Raw genomic sequence first — 22,480 nt, forward strand, 5'->3', positions numbered from 1 at the left:
GGAATGTCATCTTTCGATTTCGAAAGAGGACCATCTGTTCGTGCCGCCTTACGCCGATGCCATCGCCAGTTTCTGGAAAGTCCATAGCTGGAAAGACCGTATCGTCGGAGGGCCGCGTGCGGCGGAGCGGCCGTCGCTTTCCCATCTGCTGGGCAATGCGTCGGTGCCGTTCGACCTGGCGCGCACCCGCGCGCAGAGCGCGATGCTGGCGCAGGGGATGCGGGGCGATGGACGGCATGTGCTGCTGATCCCCGGCCTGCTGGCGTCCGAACAGCGGATGGAGCCGCTGCGCGCGGTGCTGGGCGCGGCCGGCTATGTCGCCCATGGATGGGGCATGGGCCGCAATTTCGGGCCGAAGCCCGATAGTCTGGAGCAGATCGACCGGCGGGTCGACGCGATCCGGCGGGAGAGCGGCGCGCCGGTAACGCTGGTAGGATGGAGCCTGGGCGGGCTGTATGCGCGCGAATATGCCAAGTTCGCGGCGCACAAGGTTGGCGGCGTGGTGACGATGGGCACGCCCTTTTCCGGCGATCCGCGCGCCAATCATGCCTGGCGGCTGTACCAACTGGTGTCGGGCTTCCCGGTCGACCGGCCGCCCTTCCCCTGCACCCGCGAAGCCAAGCCGCCGGTGCCGACCGTGGCGCTGTGGTCGCCGCGTGACGGCGTGATCCTGCCCGCATGTGCCAGAGGCCGCGCGGGCGAGCGCGACCGGGCGATCGAGGTGGACTGCACCCATATGGGCTTCGCCGCCGCGCCGGAGGGGATTGCCGCGGTAGGGAAAGCGCTGGAAGCGATCGCCGCCTGAGCCTGTCCTGCCGGGCGATTCGGGCACGTTGACGCGACCGACAGGGTCACAGCTCCAAAGTTCACACCATCGTTGGAAGCGCGTTTCTGCGCTTTTTCGCGGCAATAGTGCCCGAAACGACCCGGCCAAGTATCGCCGACGACACCGCGATGCGCCTGCCGGGTCACGCCCATGCAACGGGAACGCCCATGTGGGTCACAGGCTGGCGGCGGCGCTGGAGCGACCGGCAGGGGAAGGGCGTGCGGGTCCATCGCCAAGGATAGATCAGAATAAATCCTACATTGGAAGGGGAATAGGAGAGGCGGCAGCGGTGCTGGCCAACCGGCGGGCGAGGCGATGTTTGCGCTTTATTTCACCGGATTTTCCGCGGCTCCGCACGATTCGGATTTTTCGCGCGAAGCCAAGGATGACGCGGAGGGAGAAGAGATGATGGCCTGTTTCTCATGACCATGTGCGTGGAAACAAGACATCAGCCCCTCCCGTGAAAGGCAGGGGAGAGAATGTCCGCCCGTGGTCGCTGGCGGTCACGCCCCTCTCGTCATCAGCCGACCGATTCATCTCCGCCCGACAATCGCCCAATCGCCCAGGTCGCCGCTTCCGCCACCACCGGGTCGTCATCGCGCACCAGCGCCTCCAGCGGCGCCAGCAGGCGCGCGTCGCCGCTGTTGCCCGCCGCGATCGCGGCGTTGCGGACCAGGCGGTTGCGTCCGATGCGCTTGATGGGCGAGCCGGAGAAAATCTCGCGGAAACTCGCATCGTCCAGCGCCAGCAGGTCGGCGATTTCGGGCGCGGCCAGTTCCGCGCGGCCCACAAACGCCCGGTTCGCAGCGGCCGCGTCGGCGAATTTGTTCCACGGACACACGGCCAGGCAATCGTCGCAGCCATAGACGCGGTTGCCGATCCCGGCGCGCAAGTCATCCGGGATCGGCCCCTTATGTTCGATCGTCAGATAGGAGATGCAGCGGCGCGCATCGACCATATAGGGCGAGGGGAAGGCGTCGGTCGGGCAGGCGTTCAGGCAGGCGGTGCAGCGGCCGCAATGATCGGTTTCGCTGTCGTCGGGCGCCAGCGCCAATTCGGTATAGATCGCCCCCAGGAACAGCCAGCTGCCATGGTCGCGGCTGACGAGGTTGCTGTGCTTGCCCTGCCAGCCCAGCCCCGCGCCCTGCGCCAGCGGCTTTTCCATCACGGGCGCTGTATCCACGAACACCTTGAGGCTGCTGGGCTGCTGCTCCACCAGCCAGCGGGCCAGGGCTTTGAGCGCCTTCTTGACGACGTCATGATAATCCTTGCCCTGGGCATAGACCGAAAAGCGCGCCCGGTCCGGCACATCGGCCAGCGCAAGCGGATCGCGCCCCGGCGCATAGCTCATCCCCAGCATGATGACGCTGCGCACCTGGGGCCACAGCCCCTTGGGCGATCCGCGCTGCTGCGCCCGTTCCTCCATCCACAGCATGTCGCCATGATGGCCCGCGTCCAGCCATTGGCGCAGTCGCGCCCCGGCAAGCGGCGCAGCGTCGGCGGGCGCGACGCGGCAGGCGGCAAAGCCAAGCCTGGCGGCCTCTTCCTTCAGCCGCTGTTCCAAGGTTTCGGTTTCCACAGACATGGGTCCAGACTATCAGGGCGGGATGATCGGCGACACTCCGGCTCCATCCCCCGTTTCACCGGCTGCTTCCGCGCCCGTCCCGGCGGCTTCCTATGCCGTCGAAGGCCATGGGCTTGTCAAGACATTCGGCAGCTTTCGGGCGGTCGACGGGATCGACATCGCCGTGCCTGCGGGCGCCATCTATGGGGTGCTTGGTCCCAACGGCGCAGGCAAGACCACGTTGTTGCGCACCCTGCTGGGCATTATCGACCCGGATGAGGGGCATCGCACGCTGCTGGGCGAGGGGCAGCCGCTGCGCATGGCGCGGCAGGTGGGTTATCTGCCCGAAGAGCGCGGCCTCTATCCGTCGATGAAAGCGTTTGAGGCGATCGCCTTCATGGGCGCGCTGCGCGGCCTGCCGCTCAAAGAAGGGCGGGTGCGGGCGCGGGCGTTGCTGGAGGGGCATGGCATGGGCGCGTCGGCCGACAAGCCGATCCGGCAATTGTCCAAGGGCATGGCCCAGACCGTGCAATTGTTCGGCACGATCATCCACGAACCCCGGCTGATCGTGCTGGACGAGCCCTTTTCCGGGCTGGACGCGATCAACCAGGAAAAGCTGGAGGCGCTGATCCGGGAGCAGGCGCGCCAGGGCGTCACCATCCTTTTTTCCACCCATGTCATCGCCCATGCCGACAGGTTGTGCGAGCGGATCGCCATCGTCGCGGGCGGCCGCATCCGGTTCGAAGGGACGCCGGGGCAGGCGCGCGACCAGTTGCGATCTCAGGTGCGGCTGCGCACGCGCGTCAGCGACGGCGGCTGGCGGCGCGCCCTGCCGGCCGATACGGTGGCGGAGGATGGCGCATGGCATTTCGCGCTGCCCGATGAAGGCATAGAGCCGCTGCTGCGTGCTTTGCTGGACGGGCAGGCGGGGATTGAGAGCCTGTCGATCGAGCGGCCCGGACTGCACGACGCCTTCGTCGCGATCGCCGGGGCGGCTGCGGCCAAACAAATGCAGGATGCGCCGGCGCCGGAGGAGGACGCATGATGGAATTGCTCCGCGCCGCGCTGGTTATCGCCCGGCGGGATTTCACCGCGGTCGTGCTGTCGCGCACCTTCATCCTCTTTCTGCTGGGGCCATTGCTGCCGATCCTGATCGGTTTCGCTTTCGGCGGCCTTGGCGACCGGATTTCCAGCACTGACCTGCGCCCGGTCGTGGGCGTCGCGATGTCCGCGCGCGACAGCGCGGCGCTGGAGCGGGCGCATGATCGGCTGACGAAGCGGATGGGCGACCAGGCGCTGCCCCGGCTGCGCCCCGTGGCGTCTACGCCCAGCCCACGGATACAATTGGCGCGCCCGGATTCGGAGGTGGTGGCGATCATGTCTGGCACGCTTCTCCGCCCGACCCTGACCGGCAAGGCGAACGATCTGGACACATTGCAGGGCGATATCAGCCTGCTGTCCACCGCGGCGCTGGCCGAACGGACCTTGCAATTCGTGACGGTGGAGCGACAGGAAGCGACCACCAGCCTGGGCGCGCAGGCGCAGGCGCAGCTTTTGATCGGACGGGTGGCGCAGGTGGTGATGTTCTTTCTCACCATCTTGCTGGCGGGCATGATCCTGTCCAACCTGGTCGAGGAAAAAACCAACAAGATCATCGAGATTCTAGCCGCCGCCGTGCCGATCGACGCGATTTTCCTGGGCAAGTTGATGGCGATGCTGGCGATGAGTTTCGTGGGCATCGCCTTTTGGGGCGGGACGGCCTTCGCGATCTTCGTCGCCCTGCATGATGGCGGCGGGGCGCTGCCGACGCCGGCGGTGGGATGGCCGCTGTTCCTGATGCTGGCGGTGCTCTATTTCGCCATGGCCTATACGCTGCTCGGCTCTCTGTTCCTGGGGATCGGCGCGCAGGCGGCGACGGTGCGCGAGGTGCAAACGCTCAACATGCCGGTCACCATGGGGCAAATGCTGATCTTCTTCTTCGCCAGCTATGCGGTCGATCATATGGGATCGCCGGCGGAACTTGCGGCCTGCATCTTCCCGTTCAGTTCGCCCTTCGCCATGATCGCCCGTGCGGCGCAGGACGGGGCGATCTGGCCGCATCTGGTGGCGCTGGTCTGGCAGGGCGCGTTCGTCGCGCTCATCATCCGCGTCGGCGTGCTGCTGTTCCGCCGCCATGTGATGCAGTCGGGCGGGCGCTGGTGGAAACGGCTGTTCAGGCCTGCGACAGGCTGAGATGGCTAGACCCGGCGCCATGAACAGACGGCATTTCCTGGGTGGCCTCACGAGCGGCGCGGTGGCTTTGGCTTTGTGGCAGTTCATGCCCGAAGAAGCGCAGGCGGCCTACCCCTTCGCATTGAGCGATGCGGAATGGAAGAAGCGGCTCAGCCCTTGGGCCTATAAGGTGCTGCGCCAGCAGGCGACCGAATATCCCGGCAGCAGTCCGCTCAACGATGAACATCGCGCGGGCGTGTTCGCCTGCGCCGGCTGCGATCAGAAATTGTTCAGTTCCAGGACCAAGTTCGACAGCGGCACCGGCTGGCCCAGCTTTTATGCGCCGCTGCCCAGGGCGGTCGGCACTAGCCGCGACGGCCTGCTGGGCTATGCCCGCACGGAAGTCCATTGCGCGCGGTGCGGCGGTCATCTGGGTCATGTGTTCGACGATGGGCCAAAGCCGACCGGCAAGCGCTATTGCATGAACGGCGTGGCGATGAAGTTCAGTCTCGCCTGATCCGCCAGATGCGGAGCGGGGCTTTGGTCGGGACCGGCTCCAGCCAGTCAGGCGGCGATCGCTTGGCCAGCAGGGCGGCGAGGCCTTGCATATTCTCCTGCCCGTAGAGCCGATATTCGGTCAGCCCGTCGCAGGCCACGACATAGGTGGCGCTGGTCTGCGCGATGACGGCGCGGGCCTTGTCCGGCGCGTCGACAAACCCCTCGATCACCGCGGTAATGCCTGCCGCATTGCGGTGATGCGCGGTGCCGATAACGCCATGGCGCGTCTGGACGAGAATGTCGGGGCCAAGGTCGAGCGGGGCGAACAGGGTCGCGGGCGGGAGCGCCTTCAATGGGGCCAGCACGCTTGCGGCCCGGCAATTGGCGCTCGCCGCCTTGGCCGGTTCGGGCTGGGCCGTCACCGCCACCCAGGCGGCGCACAGGCCAGCCGGGGTCAGCAGCACCAGCGCGACCGATCCGGTCACGCGCACCAGCGCGGCGCGCGACGCCTGCGCCCTGGCGAACAGCCGCGCGACCAGCCAGGCAATGCCCGGCAGCGCGAAGACATGAGCGACCGACAGCGCCCGCATCACCAGCAGCGCCACCATGGTCGCCCCGGCGAGCAGCAGCGCCAGCATCAGCCAGCGCATCCGCGCTTCGCCCGAAGCGCCACGCGCTGCCATCAGGCTGGCATAGAGGCCGAGCAGCGCGGGTAGCAGGATCACCCCTTGCAGCGACAGGCTCTGTTCCCAGATCGGTCGCCCTTCCATCACATGCAGATACCAGAGCTTGTAGGCGATCGGACCAAGCGCCGCGAAGGGATCGCCGGACAGGCACGGCCCGCCGGTGACGAGAAAGGTCGCCAGCGCAGTTCCACCGCCGATCGCGGCGACGGCCAGGCGATGGCCCGCGGTCGCCGTTCCGATCAGGCGCGCCGCGATCGCCGTCGTCAACGCCAGCGCGACCAGCGGCCAGAGATAAACGAAAGACAGGGCGTCGCACCGGCTGTCGAACAACGCCTGCGGTCCGCGCAGCCAAGCGAGGAACAAGAGCGCGGCCCCGCCCAGCACGACCGCAAAGCTGAGGAAGCGCGCCGCCTGCTCCCGCGCCATCCAGTGGCGCAGGGCGAAGGCGGCGGCGAAGAGCGCGACATAGGGCAGCGCCTCGCTCGAAATCTGGAGCCAGAGCGCCAGCGCCAGCCCCGCGACCATCCCGCCGCGCGCTGACCGCGTGTCGAGCGCGCCGCACAGAGCCAGCGTCGCCATGGCGATCTGCCAGCCATGATGATCGATCCGCAGCGGGGTGAACTGCACCAGGATGCTGGGACTGGTCAGCAGCAGCGCGACGGCGAGCAGGGCGATGCCGCTGCCCGCCACGCGCCGCGCCGCTACGACCAGCGCAGCGGTCAGCCCGCCGAGCAGCAGCAGCGGCACGAGCGCGCAGGCGATCAGTTCCGCGCCCGCCGCGCCTATCATCGGCGTCAGCGGCAGGATCACGCCCGCGATCGGCATATCGACGATCCGCGACCAATGCATCGGCCCGCCAAGCGGCGGGTTCACCCGATGCTGGCTGACGTCCCAGAAACCCTGCCCGCCGATCCAGTCGCGCACCTGCGCCAGGCGCATCGCATCGTCGGGATCGCGAAAGGCGAGCGTGGAGAAATCGCCCCGGAACAGCCAGAGCATCGCCATGCTGCACAGCAGCCAGGCGAGCAGCGCCCAGAGCGCGGTGCGCGGGGCGTCAGGCGCGCGCGAATATGCCATATTTGCGGATCGCATAGACGGTCAGGAAACTGGCCGGGACCGACAGCAGCTTCGCCAGCGCTGGCGGCAGGCCTAGGGCGCTGAGCGCGCCGACCAGCGCCATGGTGATGCCCATGCCTACAGCCGCGCTGACCACGAATCCGATGCGCTGGCCGTGCGTCGGACCCCGCGCCAAGTCGAAGACGAAACGGATGCTGATGACCCAATGGACCACCAGTCCGACCAGATAACCGCCCAGCGCGGCGATCATCGGCGCCGCGCCGCCATGGTCCAATATCAGGAAGGCGGCGAAGTCGCTTGCCAGCGCGGCGACGCTCGCCAGCAGATAGCGGGCGAACATCAACCGCGCGACCAGCGCGCCGATCCGCTCCGCCATGGCGGTTAGGCGGCCTTCAATCGTGAGGGTACGGCGCGGACGCTGGCCAGCGCGGCCTGCGTATCGGCATCAGCACCATCGATCTGGCCCTCCTCGCCGGCCTCATGATATTCGGCGTCCTCGTTCACGCTCCACACGTCATGGACGCGGGCGCCCGCCACGATGTTGCGGACGGTCAGCATCGCCGTCATCATCGCATGATCCTGGTTGTTATAGCGGTGCATGCCGTTGCGCCCGACCATGTGCAGCGTGGGATAGCGCGATTCCAGTTCGCTGCGCATCGCCAGCACATTGGCGGCATAGTCGTCGTCATAGACCGGATAGGCCTTTTCCTGCCGCACCACCGCGCCGCCCACGACATCGTCGGGGTTGCAGAGGCCCAGTTGCGCCATTTCGCGGGTGGCGAGCGCGATCAGGTCGGCGTCGGACGCGGACCACAGGCCATCGCCCTCGAAACAGAAATATTCCAGACCCACGCAGGCGAGCGAAGGATCGGGCACCATTTCGGGCGACCAACTGCGGAAATTCTGGATGCGGCCGACCTGCACCTTGCTGTCGTGGATATAGATCCAGTTATCGGGGAAGATATCCTCCCCCTTCACCATCAGCGCCACGGTCAGGAAGTCGCGATATTTCAGGTCCATCGCCTGGGGCAGCGTGTCCGGCAACGGGTGGATACGCCCGGCCAGTTCGCGCATCGGCGCGGACGAGATCACATGGGCGGCATAGATGACGACATCGCCCTCCGGCCCCTGCGCCACAAGGCGCCATGCGCCGTTCGCCTGGTCTTCCTCCAGCCGCTTGAAGCTATGCGCCATCAGCACTTGGTTGCCGCCTTCCACCACCCGGTCGCGCGCGGCTTCCCACATCATGCCGGGGCCAAGGCGCGGATAGCGGAACGTCTCCAGCAATGTCTTGGTCGCCATGCCGTCATTGGGCCGCTTGTTGAGGCCGAGCGAGCGTTTCAGCCCGTCGACCACCGCGCCCCAGAGCGACAGGCCCTTGATCCGCTGCGCCGCCCAGTCGGCCGACATTTCGTCGCAGGGCATCCCCCACACTTTTTCGGTATAGGTCTTGAAGAAGATGGAGAACAGCTTGTGGCCGAAGGCGTTGACGGTCCAGTCCTGAAACGAACGCACGTTGCGGTTCGGGAACAGCCGGGCCTTGGCGAAGCTCGCCATGCAGAGGGTCGAGCGCCAGATGCCCAGATTCCACAATGCTTCGAACGCGCGCAGCGGATAGCTGTAGAATTTGCCTTCATAATAGATGCGGCTCATGCGCGGCCGCTGGATGAAGTCGTCAGGCAGGATTTCATTCCACAGGTCCACGACCTGCTGCGACTTGGAAAAGAAGCGGTGCCCGCCAATGTCGAACCGGAAGCCGTCCAGTTCCACCGTGCGGCTGATGCCGCCGACATAGACCGGGTCTTTCTCGACCACCGTCACGCGCAGGCCCTGCTTCGTCAGCAGATAGGCAGCGGTCAGGCCCGCAGGGCCGGCGCCTATGATGGCAACATCTACGCTTTGATCGGTACGCGGCATGGCAGGCAATTCCCCCGGAAGATCGTTCGTCCCTGCCGGAGTGAAGGAAATCTTCTAAGGAGTGGTTAATGCGCGGTAAGGATGACAAGGCGGGTCAGATGGCGCGCATGACAAAGGGCCGCTCCATGGGCATGGAACGGCCCCCTGCAGTTCCCCTTCGTGCGGGGAAAGCGGAATCTTCTCAGCTCTGGCGCTGGGCCAGCGTGCTCAGGTCGCTGCGCGCGCCGTCGATCGCGCTGCCGAAGCAGGCGCGATAATCCTCCGTCACGGGCAGGATGGAGCCGTTGACATAGCCGCACACCTGCTTGGCGGCGCGCGTCACGCGCGAATCGGCGCGGCGCATACCATTGGCGCTGGCCAGGTTGAGATCGGCGACGGACACGGCGAGCGTACGTGTTTCAGTGCCGGCGCGGCCGTCCACGATCACATCCATGTCATTGCTGCCGGCGCTCGCCACGCCGGGCAGCGCAAGGGCCATAACGGCGGCCATGGCCACCCAGGTTTTCTTGGTCATCCTGTATCTCCTGTCGAACATTGTTCGGATTGTCTGCCCCGCGTCTGACGTGGAAACAGGGTCCCGCTCTAAATAAGCGCACAGGGGGTTGTTGAAAAGAGGCCAGTTGATAAAAAGTGGCGGTTTTCCGCGATTTTGCGGGTGCGAAGAGATTTTGTTCGCACCCGCATCAGGCTTTTCGTCGCTGCATTTCCCAAATCGTTGATCATAAGGGATCGACGCTGACCTGCTTTTAGTGCCGGAAGTGGCGCATCCCTGTGAAGACCATCGCCAGGCCCGCTTCGTCCGCCGCGGCGATGACCTCATCGTCGCGGATCGATCCGCCCGGCTGGATGACCGCCGTCGCGCCGGCCTCCACCGCCGCCAGCAAGCCGTCGGCGAAGGGGAAGAAGGCGTCGGAGGCGACCGCCGAACCGATCGTGCGCGGTGCGGCCCAGCCGGCCTTTTCGGCGGCGTCCTTCGCCTTCCACGCGGCGATGCGGGCGGATTCGAGGCGGTTCATCTGGCCCGCGCCCACGCCCGCGGTGCTGCCGTCCTTGGCATAGACGATGGCGTTCGATTTCACATGCTTGGCGACGGTCCAGGCGAACAGGCAGTCCTTAAGTTCCTGATCGGTCGGGGCGCGCCTGGTCACGACCTTCAGCGCGTCGCGGTCAACCTGGCCATTGTCGCGACTTTGCACCAGCAGGCCGCCGGCGATGCTCTTGATCTGGAGGCCGGTCCGCGCGGGATCGGGCAGGTCGCCGGTCAGCAGCAGGCGCAGATTCTTCTTCTTCGCGAAGATCGCCTTGGCCGCGTCATCAGCATCGGGCGCGGCGACGACTTCGGTGAAGATGCCGCTGATCGCCTCGGCGGTCGGGCCGTCAAGCGGGCGGTTGACGGCGATGATGCCGCCGAACGCCGACACGCTGTCGCAGGCGAGCGCGGCTTCATAGGCTTCGATCAGGGTGTCGCCGGTCGCCACGCCGCAGGGGTTGGCGTGCTTGACGATCACCACGGTCGGCGGGCCATCGCGAAACTCGCTGACCAGCTCCAGCGCGGCGTCGGCATCGTTATAATTATTGTAGCTGAGTTCCTTGCCCTGGATCTGTTGCGCCTGGGCGATGCCCTTGGCGGACGGCCCGGTGGGCAGATAGAGCGCGGCGGACTGGTGCGGGTTTTCGCCGTAGCGCAGCGTGGTGGACAGCGTGCTGGCTACGGCCAGCGTATCGGGGAACATCATGCCCTGATCGGCGAAGGCGAACCAGCTGGCGATCATCGAATCATAGGCGGCGGTGGCGGCATAGGCCTTGGCCGCGAGCATCCGGCGGAAATCGTAGCTGGTCGCGCCACCCTTCTCCGCCATTTCGGCGATCAGCCGGGCATAGTCGGCGGGATCGGTGACGATCGCCACGCTCTCGTGATTCTTGGCCGCGGAACGGACCATCGACGGGCCGCCGATATCGATATTTTCGATGATCTCCTCGCGTTCCGCCCCCTTGGCGACCGTGGCGGCGAAGGGGTAGAGGTTGACGACCACCAGATCGATCGCGCCGATTTCATGTTCGTCCATCGACGCGACATGTTCGGGGTTGTTGCGGACGGCGAGCAGGCCGCCATGGACCTTGGGGTGCAGCGTCTTGACGCGGCCGTCCATCATTTCGGGGAAGCCGGTAAGGTCGGAAATATCCATCACCTCAAGGCCTGCTTCGCGCAGCGCCTTGGCGGTGCCGCCGGTCGACACCAGTTCGACGCCATGTTTGCCCAGCGCCGTGCCCAGTTCGATCAGCCCGGCCTTGTCGGACACGGACAAGAGGGCGCGTTTGATGGGGTAGTCGGTCATGAGGAAGGCGCTTTCTGGTTTACGAGACGGCTTTGCGCCGGTCCATAAGGCCCGACGTCGGAAAAATACAGCCCGCAAGCGACAGCGCGGCGAAAGGCTGTTGCGTAGAGATTGGGGTGAGGGCCAAAGCGTCCGTGCGCCTATAGCCCAGGATCAGCCGCGGGTCGTCATCCGACCCGCTTGAACAGCCAGCCGATGCTCGATCCGCCCGGCAGCGCTTCGCTGGTCACGACCAGCTGCTTGGTCGGATGGGGGCGGCCGTCGCCGTCGACCCACAGGCTGTCCTCGACGCTCAACACGCCTGCGCCGGTGCGATATTGCCACAGCGCGCCCTGGTCGATGCGCAGCAGCGCCCCCATATTGTCTGCGGTCAGCGTCGGCTCGACCCCCGGCGCGAGGTGGAAGCGCAACTGCACCGGCTGTTTGCCGCGCTTGCGGCGGCGTTCGGCGGGGGTCAGCATATCCTCGCCCCGGATTTCCTTGCCGTCGCCGCTCATCATCAGCAGGCGGCGGTGGACATAGCCCAGCCGCCGGACATAGCCGTCATGCGACAGGTCCAGCCGGCTGCCATTGTCCAGCTCCTGCCGGTTCAGCTCGACCTCTGTCACGCCCTTGCCCAGCGTCCCGTCGGGCAGCAGCGCGGTCGAATTATTGTCATTGAGGATCAGCGTGCTGTGCGCGGCGGTGGTGCGCAGCCCCTGCGCCAGGTCGCGGGGAATCCACGCCCCCTCCAGCGCCGCGCCGCCGCAATTGACCACCAGCCGCAGCGGCCCGTCACTGATCTCGATCGCGCCGGTTGAGGCGCAGCCCGCCTCGGCGAGGCGCGCGACCGGGGGCGGGGCGGCGTCGATCTGCAGCACGGTCGATCCCGCTGCGATCCGTTGATAGCCCCAGTCGCGCGCCTGGCGCAGCGGTCGGGCGCGCACCTGGCTCGCCGCGACCACGGAGGACACCAGGTCGGGGTCGATCGCGCCGGAACCCTGCCAGTTGCCCAGGCCACCATCGCCATGGGCGAGGCCCAGCAGCGCCGGGACCGCGCGGTTCAATCCTTCGGTCAGGCAGGCGGGCGGGGCTTCGCGGCGCACGTCATAGACGGCGCGCAGCATGGACAGCAGCATCACCGCTTCCAGTTGCGCCAGCGGGGAGCGCGACACGATGCCGCCGTCAGGGTGGAAGCCGCTGTCGATCGCGCGCTTCAGGCCTGCTTCGCCGAACAGCTTGCGCGCCGCCCCGCCGGGGATCAGCAGCGCGGCGGCGACGATGCCGCACCAGGCGACCAGCCGGGGCAGGCCCATCGGCGCCTTGTCGGCGCTGCGGTCGAGGTGGCGCGCGGTGCGGGCGATGCAGTTCAGCACCAGCGAGCGGTAGACGAGGTCGCTGGACGAGAGGATCAGCGGCGCATGGGCAGTCCAGAAGAGCAGCCGCCAGCCGGCATTGTCCGCGCGCCAGGCCGGTTCGCTGGGCGTTTCATGATGGGCCGCCAGCCATTTGCGCATTATGCTTTCGGCGATCGGCGCACCCTGTTCACGGCTTGCGCTGCTGGCCAGGTCGCGCAGCCAGCGGAAGCCGTGGAGATAGTCGGCAAAGGCCGGGCCGACCGACAATTTGGCGAAATCGAGCGCATCGACCGGCAGCTTGTGGCCGCGGAACAGGAAATAACCCGCCCGCATCGCCGCGCCCGCCCGGCCGTCGCCGGGGATGGCGTCGTCGGGCACCGCCAGCAGCTTCAGCGGATATTTGCCGCGCAGCTTGCGGCCGTGGATCGGCGTCTTCCAGCTGAGTAGATAGAATTGATTGGCGATCTTCTGGGCCAATGACAGCCCCTTGTCATCCGCGACGCGGATGAGACGCTTGCCTTGCTCTATGCCATCGTCGCCGGCTTCCGGTGCAGCGTCGGGGGTGGAGCGGCTGGCGATGCGCCGATAGTCGTTCACCCGCCCCGCAGCTTCCTGATATTGTCGGCATAGGCGGAGGGGCCGCCACGGAAGGTGGCGGTGCCGGCCACCAGAACGTCCGCGCCCGCGTCGATCGCCTTGGGCGCGGTGGTGAAATCGATGCCGCCGTCGACCTGCAGATGGATATCGCGGCCCGACTTGTCGATCATCTTGCGGATCGCTTCGATCTTGCGCAGCTGGTTTTCGATGAAGCTCTGCCCGCCGAAACCGGGGTTGACGCTCATCACCAGGATCAGATCGACGTCATCGATCAGATAGTCGAGCATCTTGGCCGGGGTGCCGGGGTTCAGCACCACGCCCGCCTTCACGCCCAGCGACTTGATATGCTGGACGGTACGGTGGATGTGCGGCCCGGCTTCGGGATGGACGGTGATGATGTCGGACCCGGCGGCGGCAAACGCCTCCAGATACTGATCGACCGGAGAAATCATCAGATGGACGTCGAAGGTTTTCTGCGTGTGCGGGCGCAGCGCCTTCACCACATTCGGGCCGATGGTGATGTTCGGCACGAAATGGCCGTCCATGACGTCGATATGCACCCAGTCGCAGCCCGCTTCGTCAATGGCGCGCACCTCCTCGCCCAGGCGGGCGAAGTCGGCGGAGAGGATGGAGGGCGAGATGAGAATGGAACGGGTCATTAACCGTTCGCCTTAATCGCCGCCGGAGGCGAGGGCAACGGACATTTGCAGGCGTGTCGCGATCTTCGTCCGCGCGGATCAGAGCATCACGAAAATCGTGGGGTCCAGCCGCTGCGACGCGGGCGCGCCGCGGGGCAGCAACTGCTTGACGCCATGCAGCCCGACCACGGCCCCGTCATCGTCCAGCACCGGCGCGGCGATCAGCCGCATCGCGCATTGGCCCGCGCCGTCGATCTGGTTGATATCGACGTCCAGCGTGAAGCCGCGCTTGTGGCGGATAGCGTAGGCGCGCAGTCGCTCCATCGCGTCGCGCGATTCCGGGGTGTAAAGCGACACGGACAGCGGCCGCGATACCGGGCTGTCCCGCTCCAGCCCGAATATGTCATAGACGCCGGCGGTCCAGTTGAGTGCATTGTCGGCCAGGTTGCAATGCCACAGCCCCAGCCCCCGTTCCGCCAGCGCCGCATCGTTGCGGGCGATGCTGGAATCGAGCAGCACCGGGGCAAGATGTTCCCGCAGGTCGTAGAGCGGCCAACTATGATTCAGAGGAAGAGGCTCGATCGGACGCACGGGGCACCTTTTACGCGGGAAAACCCTCTCTAAGCTGATCAAGGTTAAGGCTTAGTTCGCCCTCTTGGCAAGCCTGGCGATGAAAAATCCGTCCGCGCCGCCCTGCGCCGCCAGCGTGTCGGGCAATGTCCGCAGCCAGCCCTGTGTCGCGGGGGCGATGCCTTCGGGTGTTTCGCCAGCTTCGATCGGTAGCAGCGCGAAGTCGGGGTGGGCGGCCAGGAAGCGTTCGACCTGTTCTTCGCCCTCGGCCCGTTCCAGGGAGCAGGTGGCGTAGATGATGCGGCCGCCGGGCTTCAGCCAGTTGGCGGCGCGGGCCAACAGGGCGCTTTGCAATTCCGCCAGCTCTGCGATCTGGCGCGGGCCGATGCGGTGCAGCACATCGGGGTGGCGGCGATAAATGCCGGTCGCGGTGCAGGGCGCGTCGAGCAGGATCGCGTCCACCGGTGCGTCCGGCTCCCATGTCCGCAGATCGGCGGTCGTAACCTCGGCGGTCAGGCCGGTGCGGGCCAGATTCTCCGTCAGCCGCTCCAGCCGCTTGCTCGACTGGTCGATCGCGGTGACGCGCCAGCCGGCCGCCGCCAACTGCATCGTCTTGCCGCCCGGCGCGGCGCACAGGTCCAGCACATGGCCGCCTTCGCCCGGCCCCAGCAGCCGCGCGGCGCAGGAAGCGGCGATATCCTGCACCCACCAGGCGCCGTCCGCAAAGCCGGGCAAGGCGGGTATGGCCGCGCTTTCGGACAGGCGGACATGGCCGGGCGCGAACGACGCGCCATCCAGTTCAGCTGTCCACTTCGCTGTCTCGGCCGGATCGCGCAGGCTGATGTCGACCGGCGGCCGGATCGCATAGGCATGGGCGGCGGCCTGCGGCATCGCCTCGCCCCATTGAGCGCTCCAGCGTTCGGCGACCTGCGCGGGCAGGGTGGGGGGCGAGGGCAGGGCGGGGTCGCCGCGCGTCACCGTGCCGAACACGCCATGGACCAGCTTGCGCGGCCCGCCATCGACCAGCGGCAGTGCCGTGGCGATGGCGGCATGGGCCGGGGTGTCGAGCACCAGCGTCTGGACGAGCGCGATGCGCAGCACCATCCGCGCCTTCGCATCAGGCGGCAAAATCTGCCTGGTCGCGCCGTCGATCAGCGCGTCGAGATCGGGCAGGTGGCGCAGCGTTTCGGCCGCGATCGCATGGACCAGCGCGCGGTCGGCGGGCGGCAACCCCTGCGCCGCGCCATGCAGCGCCAGTTCCAGCGGATCGCCCCGGCGCAGCACCGCATCAAGCAGTTTGAGCGCCGCGCGACGGGCGGGAAGGCCGGGAACATCTTCGGGGCGGATTGCGGGACGGCGAGACATGGGCGGCCCCTACGCGCTTTCGCCCTTAAAGAAAATGGGAGACGCCAAAGCCCAGCCCCAGGAACAGCGCGATCCAGGACACTATGCCGACCCATAGCGCCAGCCAGTCCGACCGGCGTGGCTTGGGGCGGGCGCCCTTGGGCACCACCCGCAGGGAGGAGGGGATGCGATTGGCGCCGAATGTCGCGACCGCAATAAACCGTCGCCCCACGCCATGAAAGAAGCGGGCGGTGTGGCGGGAAAAGATATGATTGACGGTCAATTCCACGGCGAGGCCGCCGACCTGCCGAAACAGGAAGCTGGCCGCTTCACCGACAATCTCGTCCACCATCAGCGGCCGTGCGGGTCGAGCGCGCTGCGGCGGCGCGGGGGTGGCGCGGCCGGGGAGAGGGCGGAGGCGCGGGCCGCCGACGTCATTGCGGGCGCGCCCATCTGCGCCGCCATATCCTGCAAGGCGGCGATGCGCTTTTCCGTGGCGGGGTGGGTGGAGAAGAGTTCGCTGACATGGGTCGGCACGATATAAAGCTGCGCCGCGGCCGGATTGCGCTCCGCCACGGGATTGGGGATGCGCTGCGCCTGCCCGGCAATCTTTGCGAGGGCGGAGGCGAGGGCATGGGGATCGCCACTGATTTCCGCTCCGGCCCGGTCGGCGCCATATTCGCGGGTGCGGCTGATCGCCATCTGCACGATCATCGCGGCGAAGGGAGCGACGACCACCGCCATCAGGCTGGCGATCATATTGGCATGGCCGCTTTCCCGGTCGCCGCCGCGGAAGAACAGGCCGAAATTGGCCAGCATCGATATCGCGCCCGCGATCGTCGCGACCATCGTCATGATGAGGGTGTCGCGATTCTGCACATGGCCCAGTTCATGCGCCATAACGCCCGCCACCTCGTCGCGGCTCAACGTCGCCAGCAGACCGCTGGTGGCGGCGACGGCGGCGTTTTGCGGGTTGCGCCCGGTTGCGAAGGCGTTGGGCGCGTCCTGGTCGATGATATAGACGCGCGGCATGGGAAGTTGCGCCCGCTGCGCCAGGTCACGCACCAGATTGTAGAAATCGGGGGCGCTTTGCGCATCGACCTCGCGCGCGTCATGCATCCGCAGCACGATCTTGTCGGCGTTCCAGAAGGTGAAGAGATTCATGCCCGCCGCCGCCAGCAGCGCGATCACCGCCCCGCCGCTGCCGCCCAGCGTATAGCCCAGCGCCATGAACAGCGCGGTCAGCGTCGCCAGCAGCATGGTCGTCTTCATGCCATTCACTTGCACTTGCCTCCTTGTCGGCCCAGATAGCCTGTCAGTCCTGAATATGGGGGTGATGTCGCCCCTTCGCAATCGAAAGGCCGCCACCATGGGAACCTTCAACGGCAAGCGCCCCGCACATGTGAAGCCGCCCGCGCACCTCTCCAAAAGCCCGCCGGTGCCGCAGCCCGATCCGCTGGACCAGCCCACGCCCCATGACGAGGCGATGAGTCCGGTCCGTTATGGCGATTGGGAACGGAAGGGCATCGCGATCGATTTCTGAGTTGGTTCTAAATCCTTGATCCTGCTGGCCCGTCTCGGCTCGCCGCCGATTTTGCACGGCTGCCGACGGCCCGTGCCGCCGCTGCGGGGAGCCAAGCGCCCCGCTCTGGCCTTTTCCCGCTCAAAGCCTGAAGCCTTGGGCCAAGAGGAGATATTGGGGCGTGGGCGTGCAATTGGTTTCTGACGTGAATGTGCGGGCGGTGTCGGATTATGCGCCGGAAGATGCGGCGCTGCTCTGCGCGGTCGGGCGGCTGGTGTGCGCCTGGACGATGTTGGAGCAGAGTCTGGAGGCGAAGATCGGGCTGTTGCGCGACGCCATGGGTGACGTGCGCACCGTGGGCGCCCGAACCCGGCCAAGCATGGCCAAGCTGATGACCGAATTGCGCACGATGGTGGCGATGCGCGACCGGCGCAACGCCAGCGCGCTGACCGAGATTTCCGCGATCGAGCGCGACATGCAGCGGATCGATCGCTTCCGCGCGCTCATCATCCAGGGTTTTCATCAGCCCGAATCAGGCGGTTTCACCTGTCGCGACAGCCGCAACAATATCCAGCACGTCGCGTTAGACCATCTCGATGGCGAAATCGCGGCGCTGGAAGGTGTCGCCAGCCGTCTTCTCGCCGTATAGGGCGGTGACCGGTCGGCCTTGATCGGTCGCGGCCCCTTCCATCTTAGTTTTTTGCGTCTTCGGCCGTTCCGCCGACGCTAGAATATGCTAACGCGCGCGCGACGCTTGACCTTTTTTTTGCACGGGCGGCAATCCAAGGCCCGATCGCGTCCGCGTGAAGGGGATTCCAACTTGACCAAGCCGATTCGTAAAGCCGTTTTTCCTGTCGCCGGCCTTGGCACGCGCTTCCTGCCCGCCACCAAGGCGGTGCCAAAGGAATTGTTGCCGGTGGTCGATCGCCCGCTGATCCAATATGCGGTGGACGAGGCGCGCGAAGCGGGGATCGAGCAGTTCATCTTCGTGACCGGTCGCGGCAAGGGCGCGATCGAGGATTATTTCGACATCGCCTTCGAATGCGAGACGTTGCAGCGCGAGCGCGGCAAGGATCTGTCGGCGCTGGAAGGGACGCGGCTCGATCCGGGCAATGCGGTGTTCCTGCGCCAGCAGGAATCGCTGGGTCTGGGCCACGCCATATGGGTGGCGCGCGACATCATCGGCGACGAACCCTTCGCCATCCTGCTGCCCGATGAATTTATGAAGGGCGCGCCGGGACAGGGGTGCATGAAGCAGATGGTCGACGCCTATGAGAAGGTCGGCGGCAATCTGGTCTGCGCGCTCGAAATTCCGATGGATCAGACGCCCAGCTATGGCGTGATCGATCCGGGCGCGCGCGACGGCGCGCTGACGGAGGTGAAGGGACTGGTCGAAAAGCCAAAGCTCGGCACCGCGCCGTCCAACCTGATCCTGCCGGGCCGCTACATCCTCCAGCCCGAAGTCATGAAGATCCTGGAAACGCAGGAAAAGGGCGCGGGCGGCGAAATCCAGCTGACCGATGCGATGGCGTCGCTGATCGGCAGCCAGCCCTTCCACGGCGTGACCTTCGACGGCCGCCGCTTCGACTGCGGGTCGAAGGCGGGCTATATCGAGGCCAATCTGGCGCTGGCGCTGGAGCGCGAGGATCTGGGCGCGCATATCCGCGCCTTCGCGACGGCGGAACTGGCCAGGTAAAGCGCGACGGAACGAATGAAAAAGGGCGGCTCCCCATGGGAAGCCGTCCTTTTTCATATCCGTGACGCAAAGCGTTCAGAACGGCACTTCATCGTCCAAATCATTGTCGAAATTGGGGCTGCCCGCACGGCCGCCGCCCGACGCGCCGCCACCCTGCGAACGTCCGCCGCCAAAGCCGCCGCCGCCCGAAGAACCACCGCCGAAATCATCATAGCCGCCCGACGATGCGCCCCAGTCGCTCACGTCTTGCTGCGAACGGCCACCGCCGCCCTGGCCGCCGCCCGGCGCGCCGTCCAGCATGGTCAGCACCGCGCCCGGCCCCGACAGCGCGACTTCGGTCGTGTAGCGGTCATTGCCCGACTGGTCCTGCCATTTGCGGGTACGCAACTGGCCCTCAACATAGATTTTGCTGCCCTTGCGCAGGAAGCGCTCGGCCACACCGACCAGGCCTTCGCCGTTGATGACGACATTATGCCATTCGGTGCGCTCTTTTTTCTCCCCGGTCATCCGGTCTTTCCAGCTTTCGGACGTCGCGATGCGCAGATTGCAAATCTTGCCGCCATTCTGGAAGCTCTTGACCTCCGGGTCGGCGCCCAGATTGCCCACCAGAATGACCTTGTTGACAGACCCTGCCATGATTCCTCCGAAACTCTAAAGCCGCTCTTATAGACCCGCTGCGGTGGCGGTCCAGTAGGTGATGCCCGCCGCGACATAGGCCAGCGCAAACAGATATCCGACCATGAACAACGGCCATTTCCAGCCGTTCGTCTCGCGCCGGGTCACGGCGATAGTGGATATGCACTGGGGCGCGAAGATGAACCAGGCGAGGAAGGCAAGCGCGGTGGGCAGCGGCCACTGGTCCTTGAGCCGGTCGCCCAGGCTCCGTTCCAGCAGCGCCTCATCATCGCCCGCGTCGATCGAATAGACGGTGGCGAGCGCCGATACGGCCACTTCGCGCGCCGCCATCGCCGGGATCAGCGCCAGCGAGATGTCGCGGTTGAAGCCGATCGGCTCCAGTATGACGTTGAGGCCGCTGGCGATCCGGCCGGCGATCGAATGATCGACCTGGCTGGTGGGATCGCCGTCGGGCACGCGCGGGAAGCTCAGGAGCAGCCACAGGATCACGGTCGAGGTGAAGATGATCGTGCCCGCGCGCTTGAGGAAGATGACCGCGCGCTGCCACAGGCCGAGCAATATATCCTGCGGCCGGGGCCACTGATATTTGGGCATTTCCATCAGGAAGCCGCCGCTTGCGCCCTTGGTGACGGTCAGCCGCAGCAGCATCGCGACCAGCATCGCGCCGACGATGCCGGCCAGATAGAGGCAGAAAAGGACGAAGCCCTGAAGGCCCACGCCCGGCAACACGTCGCGCGCCGGAATGAATGCGCCGATGATGACGGCATAGACCGGCAGCCGCGCCGAGCAGGTCATCAGCGGCGCGATCAGGATCGTGGTCAGCCGATCGCGGGGGTCAGCGATGGTGCGCGTCGCCATGATGCCGGGAATGGCGCAGGCGAAAGAGGACAGGAGCGGGATGAAGGCGCGGCCTGACAGGCCGACCTTGGCCATCAGCCCATCCATCAGGAAGGCGGCCCGGACCATATAGCCGGTCGCCTCCAGCATCAGGATGAAGAAGAAGAGAATCAGGATCTGGGGCAGGAACACCACCACCGATCCGACGCCGTTGATAACGCCATCGACCAGGAAGGATCGAACGATTCCGTCGGGCAGGGCGGCGCGCACGGCATTGGCGATCGCTTCGGCAAACCCCTCAATCATCGCGATCGGCGCTTCGGACCAGGCATAGACCGCCTGGAACATGACGAACAACAGGCCGAGCAGCAGGATAAGGCCGAAGACGGGATGCAGCGCCACCCGATCCACCGCGGCGGTCAGCCGGCGGGAGGGCGTTTCGCGCACGATGGCGGCGCGCGCGATGCGGCCCGCTTCCCTGCGCACCGCGTCGAAATCCTGCGCGGCGCCGGTGGGATAGGCCCGCGGCGCGCCGTTCAGCAGCCCTTCCAGTTCCTGCCGCAGATGGTCCAGGCCGCGCTTGCGCACCGCCACCGTCGATATCACCGGCACGCCCAGTTCGCGGGACAGTATCGCCGCGTCCAGTTCCAGCCCGTCGCGGGTGGCCAGATCGACCATGTTCAAGGCGACGATGGTCGGCAGACCAAGCGCCAGCAGTTCGAGCGCGAAGCGCAGATGATTGTCCAGATTGGCGGCATCGACCACGATCACCAGCGCGTCGGGCCGCTTTTCGCCGGTTTGCTGGCCCATCACGACGTCGCGGGTAACCTGTTCGTCGGGGCTGTTCGGATCGAGGCTGTAGGTGCCGGGCAGGTCGACCAGTTCGACCGGGCGGCCGTCGGACAGGGCCAGCCGCCCCGCCTTGCGCTCCACCGTGACGCCCGGATAATTGCCCAGCTTCTGTCGCGCGCCGGTCAGCGCGTTGAACAGCGCGCTCTTGCCCGCATTGGGATTGCCCACCAGCGCGACCAATGGCAGCGCGCTCATGCGTCCTGCTCCGGCCCAATGGCTTCCGGTCCGGTGCGCACCGTCACTGCGGCGGCATGGTTGCGGCGCATCGCCACGGTCATGCGGCCGATCTTGCAGGCGATCGGCCCCTTGCCGAAAATCCCGCCATGGTGCAGCGCTTCGACGCTCGCGCCTTCGCACAGGCCAAATTCCCGCAACCGCTGCCCTTCGGACGGGGTGAGGACGGACCAGTCGATCAGGTCGACATAGGCGGGTTGGCGCAACGGCAGGTCGGTGAGACGCAAAGGGAGGATACTCGCGGGCTATTTCTGCGAGTGACTATCAATACCGATTGGGAAAGGCCAGAGCGAATCGCTCGCCGCCTATTCAGATCGCCGGGTAGCGCAAGCGGCCGATGAAGCGCGACAGGCTCAGCCGCTCGCCGCCGCCCGCGCCTTTGACCTTCGCCTTGAACTTTTCGAAACGCATCACATCCTCGATCCGACGGGCCAGGAAGGCGCGGCTGTCGGCATGGCCTTCGCTCTCGTCATCTACGAACACCAACAGGGTGGCGGCATAGAGGGCGGTCAGGGTGGTGCGTTTGCTGTAATGGGCAAAGTCGGTGGCGGTGTCGCCCGCCGCGCGCCACATGACGTCCGCCGCGCGCCAACCCAGTTTCCCGGCGCGGACGGCATTGGTCGGCAGCGCCAGAATCGCGATCGCGCGGCGCAGCGCCTCCCGATCGGGCGCCAGCAGCGTCAGGCGCGCTTCGACCAGAGCGGTGATTTTCCGGCGGATCGACAGCGCCGCCAGTTCGTCCGCTGGCAGCGCCGCGACCATGCGCGCATCGATGCTGGCGAACCAGGCGTCGATCATGGCGATCGGGCCATCGGCGAAAGCGAGCGCTGCGATGTCCGCATCCACGCCCTTTTCCGCCGCGGCCATCGCCACAGCTTGCGGTCGCCAGCCGTCGAACGCGGCATGGCGCGCCAGCACGGGGGCCAATAGCGCGCGGATTTCGTCCAGGGTAAGGTCCGATGTTTCGCTCATGTCGTATATCTAGGCCCACGATCGCGGGCGCACAAGCGCCGGCCGGACGGAGCGGGGGTTGAACTCGACATGCCGGCTCCCTAGCTGGCGTTACGCATCAAGTCGCGTTGCAAATTGCAACTATGATTGA

23 protein-coding genes are annotated in these 22,480 nt (G+C 66.4%); 7 read left to right on the forward strand and 16 right to left on the reverse strand.

Going from position 1 to position 22,480, the window contains the following annotated elements; genetic code table 11:
• Positions 1 to 40: 40 nt before the first annotated feature.
• Positions 41 to 805, forward strand: a complete 765-nt coding sequence (locus EWH12_RS02130) for an esterase/lipase family protein (protein WP_129925595.1) — start codon at positions 41 to 43, stop codon at positions 803 to 805.
• Positions 806 to 1,346: 541 nt separating this feature from the next.
• Here EWH12_RS02130 and queG read toward each other — a convergent pair.
• Entirely contained in the window at positions 1,347 to 2,411 is a 1,065-nt protein-coding gene (gene queG, locus EWH12_RS02135) for a tRNA epoxyqueuosine(34) reductase QueG (protein WP_129925550.1), read from the reverse strand.
• A gap of 22 nt (positions 2,412 to 2,433) precedes the next feature.
• On the opposite strand from queG, the gene EWH12_RS02140 reads away from it, so the two are divergent.
• From EWH12_RS02140 to msrB, 3 genes are read left to right on the forward strand one after another with little or no spacing between them, the layout of a single operon-like run.
• Positions 2,434 to 3,435 (forward strand): ABC transporter ATP-binding protein, encoded by a 1,002-nt coding sequence (locus EWH12_RS02140; protein ID WP_066607508.1) that lies wholly within the window; start codon positions 2,434 to 2,436, stop codon positions 3,433 to 3,435.
• Positions 3,432 to 4,622, forward strand: coding sequence for an ABC transporter permease (locus tag EWH12_RS02145; protein WP_066606952.1), 1,191 nt, complete (start codon positions 3,432 to 3,434; stop codon positions 4,620 to 4,622). The genes EWH12_RS02140 and EWH12_RS02145 overlap by 4 nt, the downstream gene beginning before the upstream one ends.
• Positions 4,623 to 4,641: 19 nt before the next feature.
• Entirely contained in the window at positions 4,642 to 5,118 is a 477-nt protein-coding gene (msrB, locus tag EWH12_RS02150) for a peptide-methionine (R)-S-oxide reductase MsrB (protein WP_066606950.1), read from the forward strand.
• Here msrB and EWH12_RS02155 read toward each other — a convergent pair.
• The 11 genes from EWH12_RS02155 to htpX form a co-directional block, all read right to left on the reverse strand.
• Positions 5,105 to 6,862, reverse strand: coding sequence for a hypothetical protein (locus EWH12_RS02155; protein WP_129925551.1), 1,758 nt, complete (start codon positions 6,860 to 6,862; stop codon positions 5,105 to 5,107). The two genes, msrB and EWH12_RS02155, sit on opposite strands and share 14 nt — an antisense overlap.
• Positions 6,840 to 7,238: a GtrA family protein gene (locus EWH12_RS02160; RefSeq protein WP_129925552.1), complete on the reverse strand. Its 399-nt coding sequence runs from the start codon at positions 7,236 to 7,238 to the stop codon at positions 6,840 to 6,842. Before EWH12_RS02160 ends, EWH12_RS02155 begins: the two co-directional genes overlap by 23 nt.
• 5 nt (positions 7,239 to 7,243) lie before the next feature.
• Positions 7,244 to 8,779, reverse strand: a complete 1,536-nt coding sequence (locus EWH12_RS02165; RefSeq protein ID WP_129925553.1) for an NAD(P)/FAD-dependent oxidoreductase — start codon at positions 8,777 to 8,779, stop codon at positions 7,244 to 7,246.
• Between the two features lie 181 nt (positions 8,780 to 8,960).
• Positions 8,961 to 9,293, reverse strand: coding sequence for a UrcA family protein (locus EWH12_RS02170; protein WP_066606931.1), 333 nt, complete (start codon positions 9,291 to 9,293; stop codon positions 8,961 to 8,963).
• 232 nt (positions 9,294 to 9,525) lie between these two features.
• Positions 9,526 to 11,115: a bifunctional phosphoribosylaminoimidazolecarboxamide formyltransferase/IMP cyclohydrolase gene (purH, locus tag EWH12_RS02175; RefSeq protein ID WP_129925554.1), complete on the reverse strand. Its 1,590-nt coding sequence runs from the start codon at positions 11,113 to 11,115 to the stop codon at positions 9,526 to 9,528.
• A 167-nt stretch (positions 11,116 to 11,282) separates the two neighbouring features.
• Positions 11,283 to 13,049 carry a heparinase II/III family protein gene (locus EWH12_RS02180; protein WP_207212346.1) on the reverse strand — a complete coding sequence of 589 codons (1,767 nt, stop codon included), beginning with the start codon at positions 13,047 to 13,049 and terminating at the stop codon, positions 11,283 to 11,285.
• A complete protein-coding gene (rpe, locus tag EWH12_RS02185) occupies positions 13,046 to 13,708 on the reverse strand; it encodes a ribulose-phosphate 3-epimerase (RefSeq protein ID WP_129925555.1) in 663 nt (220 codons plus the stop codon). Before rpe ends, EWH12_RS02180 begins: the two co-directional genes overlap by 4 nt.
• Positions 13,709 to 13,786: 78 nt before the next feature.
• Entirely contained in the window at positions 13,787 to 14,278 is a 492-nt protein-coding gene (locus EWH12_RS02190; protein ID WP_066606917.1) for a diguanylate cyclase, read from the reverse strand.
• 51 nt (positions 14,279 to 14,329) lie between these two features.
• Complete coding sequence (locus EWH12_RS02195) at positions 14,330 to 15,622, reverse strand: RsmB/NOP family class I SAM-dependent RNA methyltransferase (protein WP_129925556.1); 1,293 nt, start codon at positions 15,620 to 15,622, stop codon at positions 14,330 to 14,332.
• A 25-nt stretch (positions 15,623 to 15,647) separates the two neighbouring features.
• The gene (locus EWH12_RS02200) at positions 15,648 to 15,953 is read right to left on the reverse strand and encodes a hypothetical protein (RefSeq protein WP_129925557.1); all 306 of its coding nucleotides are present in this window, start codon (positions 15,951 to 15,953) and stop codon (positions 15,648 to 15,650) included.
• On the reverse strand, positions 15,953 to 16,882 hold the full coding sequence (gene htpX, locus EWH12_RS02205) for a zinc metalloprotease HtpX (protein ID WP_201785532.1): 930 nt from the start codon (positions 16,880 to 16,882) through the stop codon (positions 15,953 to 15,955). Before htpX ends, EWH12_RS02200 begins: the two co-directional genes overlap by 1 nt.
• Before the next feature lie 88 nt (positions 16,883 to 16,970).
• Between htpX and EWH12_RS02210 the strand changes: the two genes are divergently transcribed.
• The 3 genes from EWH12_RS02210 (at position 16,971) to EWH12_RS02220 (ending at position 18,819) form a co-directional block, all read left to right on the forward strand.
• Positions 16,971 to 17,144 (forward strand): DUF1674 domain-containing protein, encoded by a 174-nt coding sequence (locus EWH12_RS02210; protein WP_082679177.1) that lies wholly within the window; start codon positions 16,971 to 16,973, stop codon positions 17,142 to 17,144.
• Positions 17,145 to 17,343: 199 nt separating this feature from the next.
• Complete coding sequence (locus EWH12_RS02215; protein ID WP_066607502.1) at positions 17,344 to 17,772, forward strand: hypothetical protein; 429 nt, start codon at positions 17,344 to 17,346, stop codon at positions 17,770 to 17,772.
• Positions 17,773 to 17,943: 171 nt separating this feature from the next.
• Positions 17,944 to 18,819 (forward strand): UTP--glucose-1-phosphate uridylyltransferase, encoded by an 876-nt coding sequence (locus tag EWH12_RS02220; protein ID WP_066606899.1) that lies wholly within the window; start codon positions 17,944 to 17,946, stop codon positions 18,817 to 18,819.
• Positions 18,820 to 18,894: 75 nt separating this feature from the next.
• Here EWH12_RS02220 and ssb read toward each other — a convergent pair whose 3' ends face one another.
• From ssb to EWH12_RS02240, 4 genes are all read right to left on the reverse strand, one after another.
• The gene (gene ssb, locus EWH12_RS02225; protein WP_129925558.1) at positions 18,895 to 19,455 is read right to left on the reverse strand and encodes a single-stranded DNA-binding protein; all 561 of its coding nucleotides are present in this window, start codon (positions 19,453 to 19,455) and stop codon (positions 18,895 to 18,897) included.
• Positions 19,456 to 19,482: 27 nt separating this feature from the next.
• Entirely contained in the window at positions 19,483 to 21,339 is a 1,857-nt protein-coding gene (gene feoB / locus EWH12_RS02230; protein ID WP_066606889.1) for a ferrous iron transporter B, read from the reverse strand.
• On the reverse strand, positions 21,336 to 21,605 hold the full coding sequence (locus EWH12_RS02235) for a FeoA family protein (protein WP_129925559.1): 270 nt from the start codon (positions 21,603 to 21,605) through the stop codon (positions 21,336 to 21,338). Before EWH12_RS02235 ends, feoB begins: the two co-directional genes overlap by 4 nt.
• Positions 21,606 to 21,687: 82 nt before the next feature.
• Positions 21,688 to 22,350, reverse strand: coding sequence for a COQ9 family protein (locus EWH12_RS02240; protein ID WP_066606884.1), 663 nt, complete (start codon positions 22,348 to 22,350; stop codon positions 21,688 to 21,690).
• Positions 22,351 to 22,480: the final 130 nt, after the last annotated feature.

The organism is Sphingobium cupriresistens (genome assembly GCF_004152865.1).
Classification (GTDB): Bacteria; Pseudomonadota; Alphaproteobacteria; order Sphingomonadales; family Sphingomonadaceae; genus Sphingobium; species Sphingobium cupriresistens.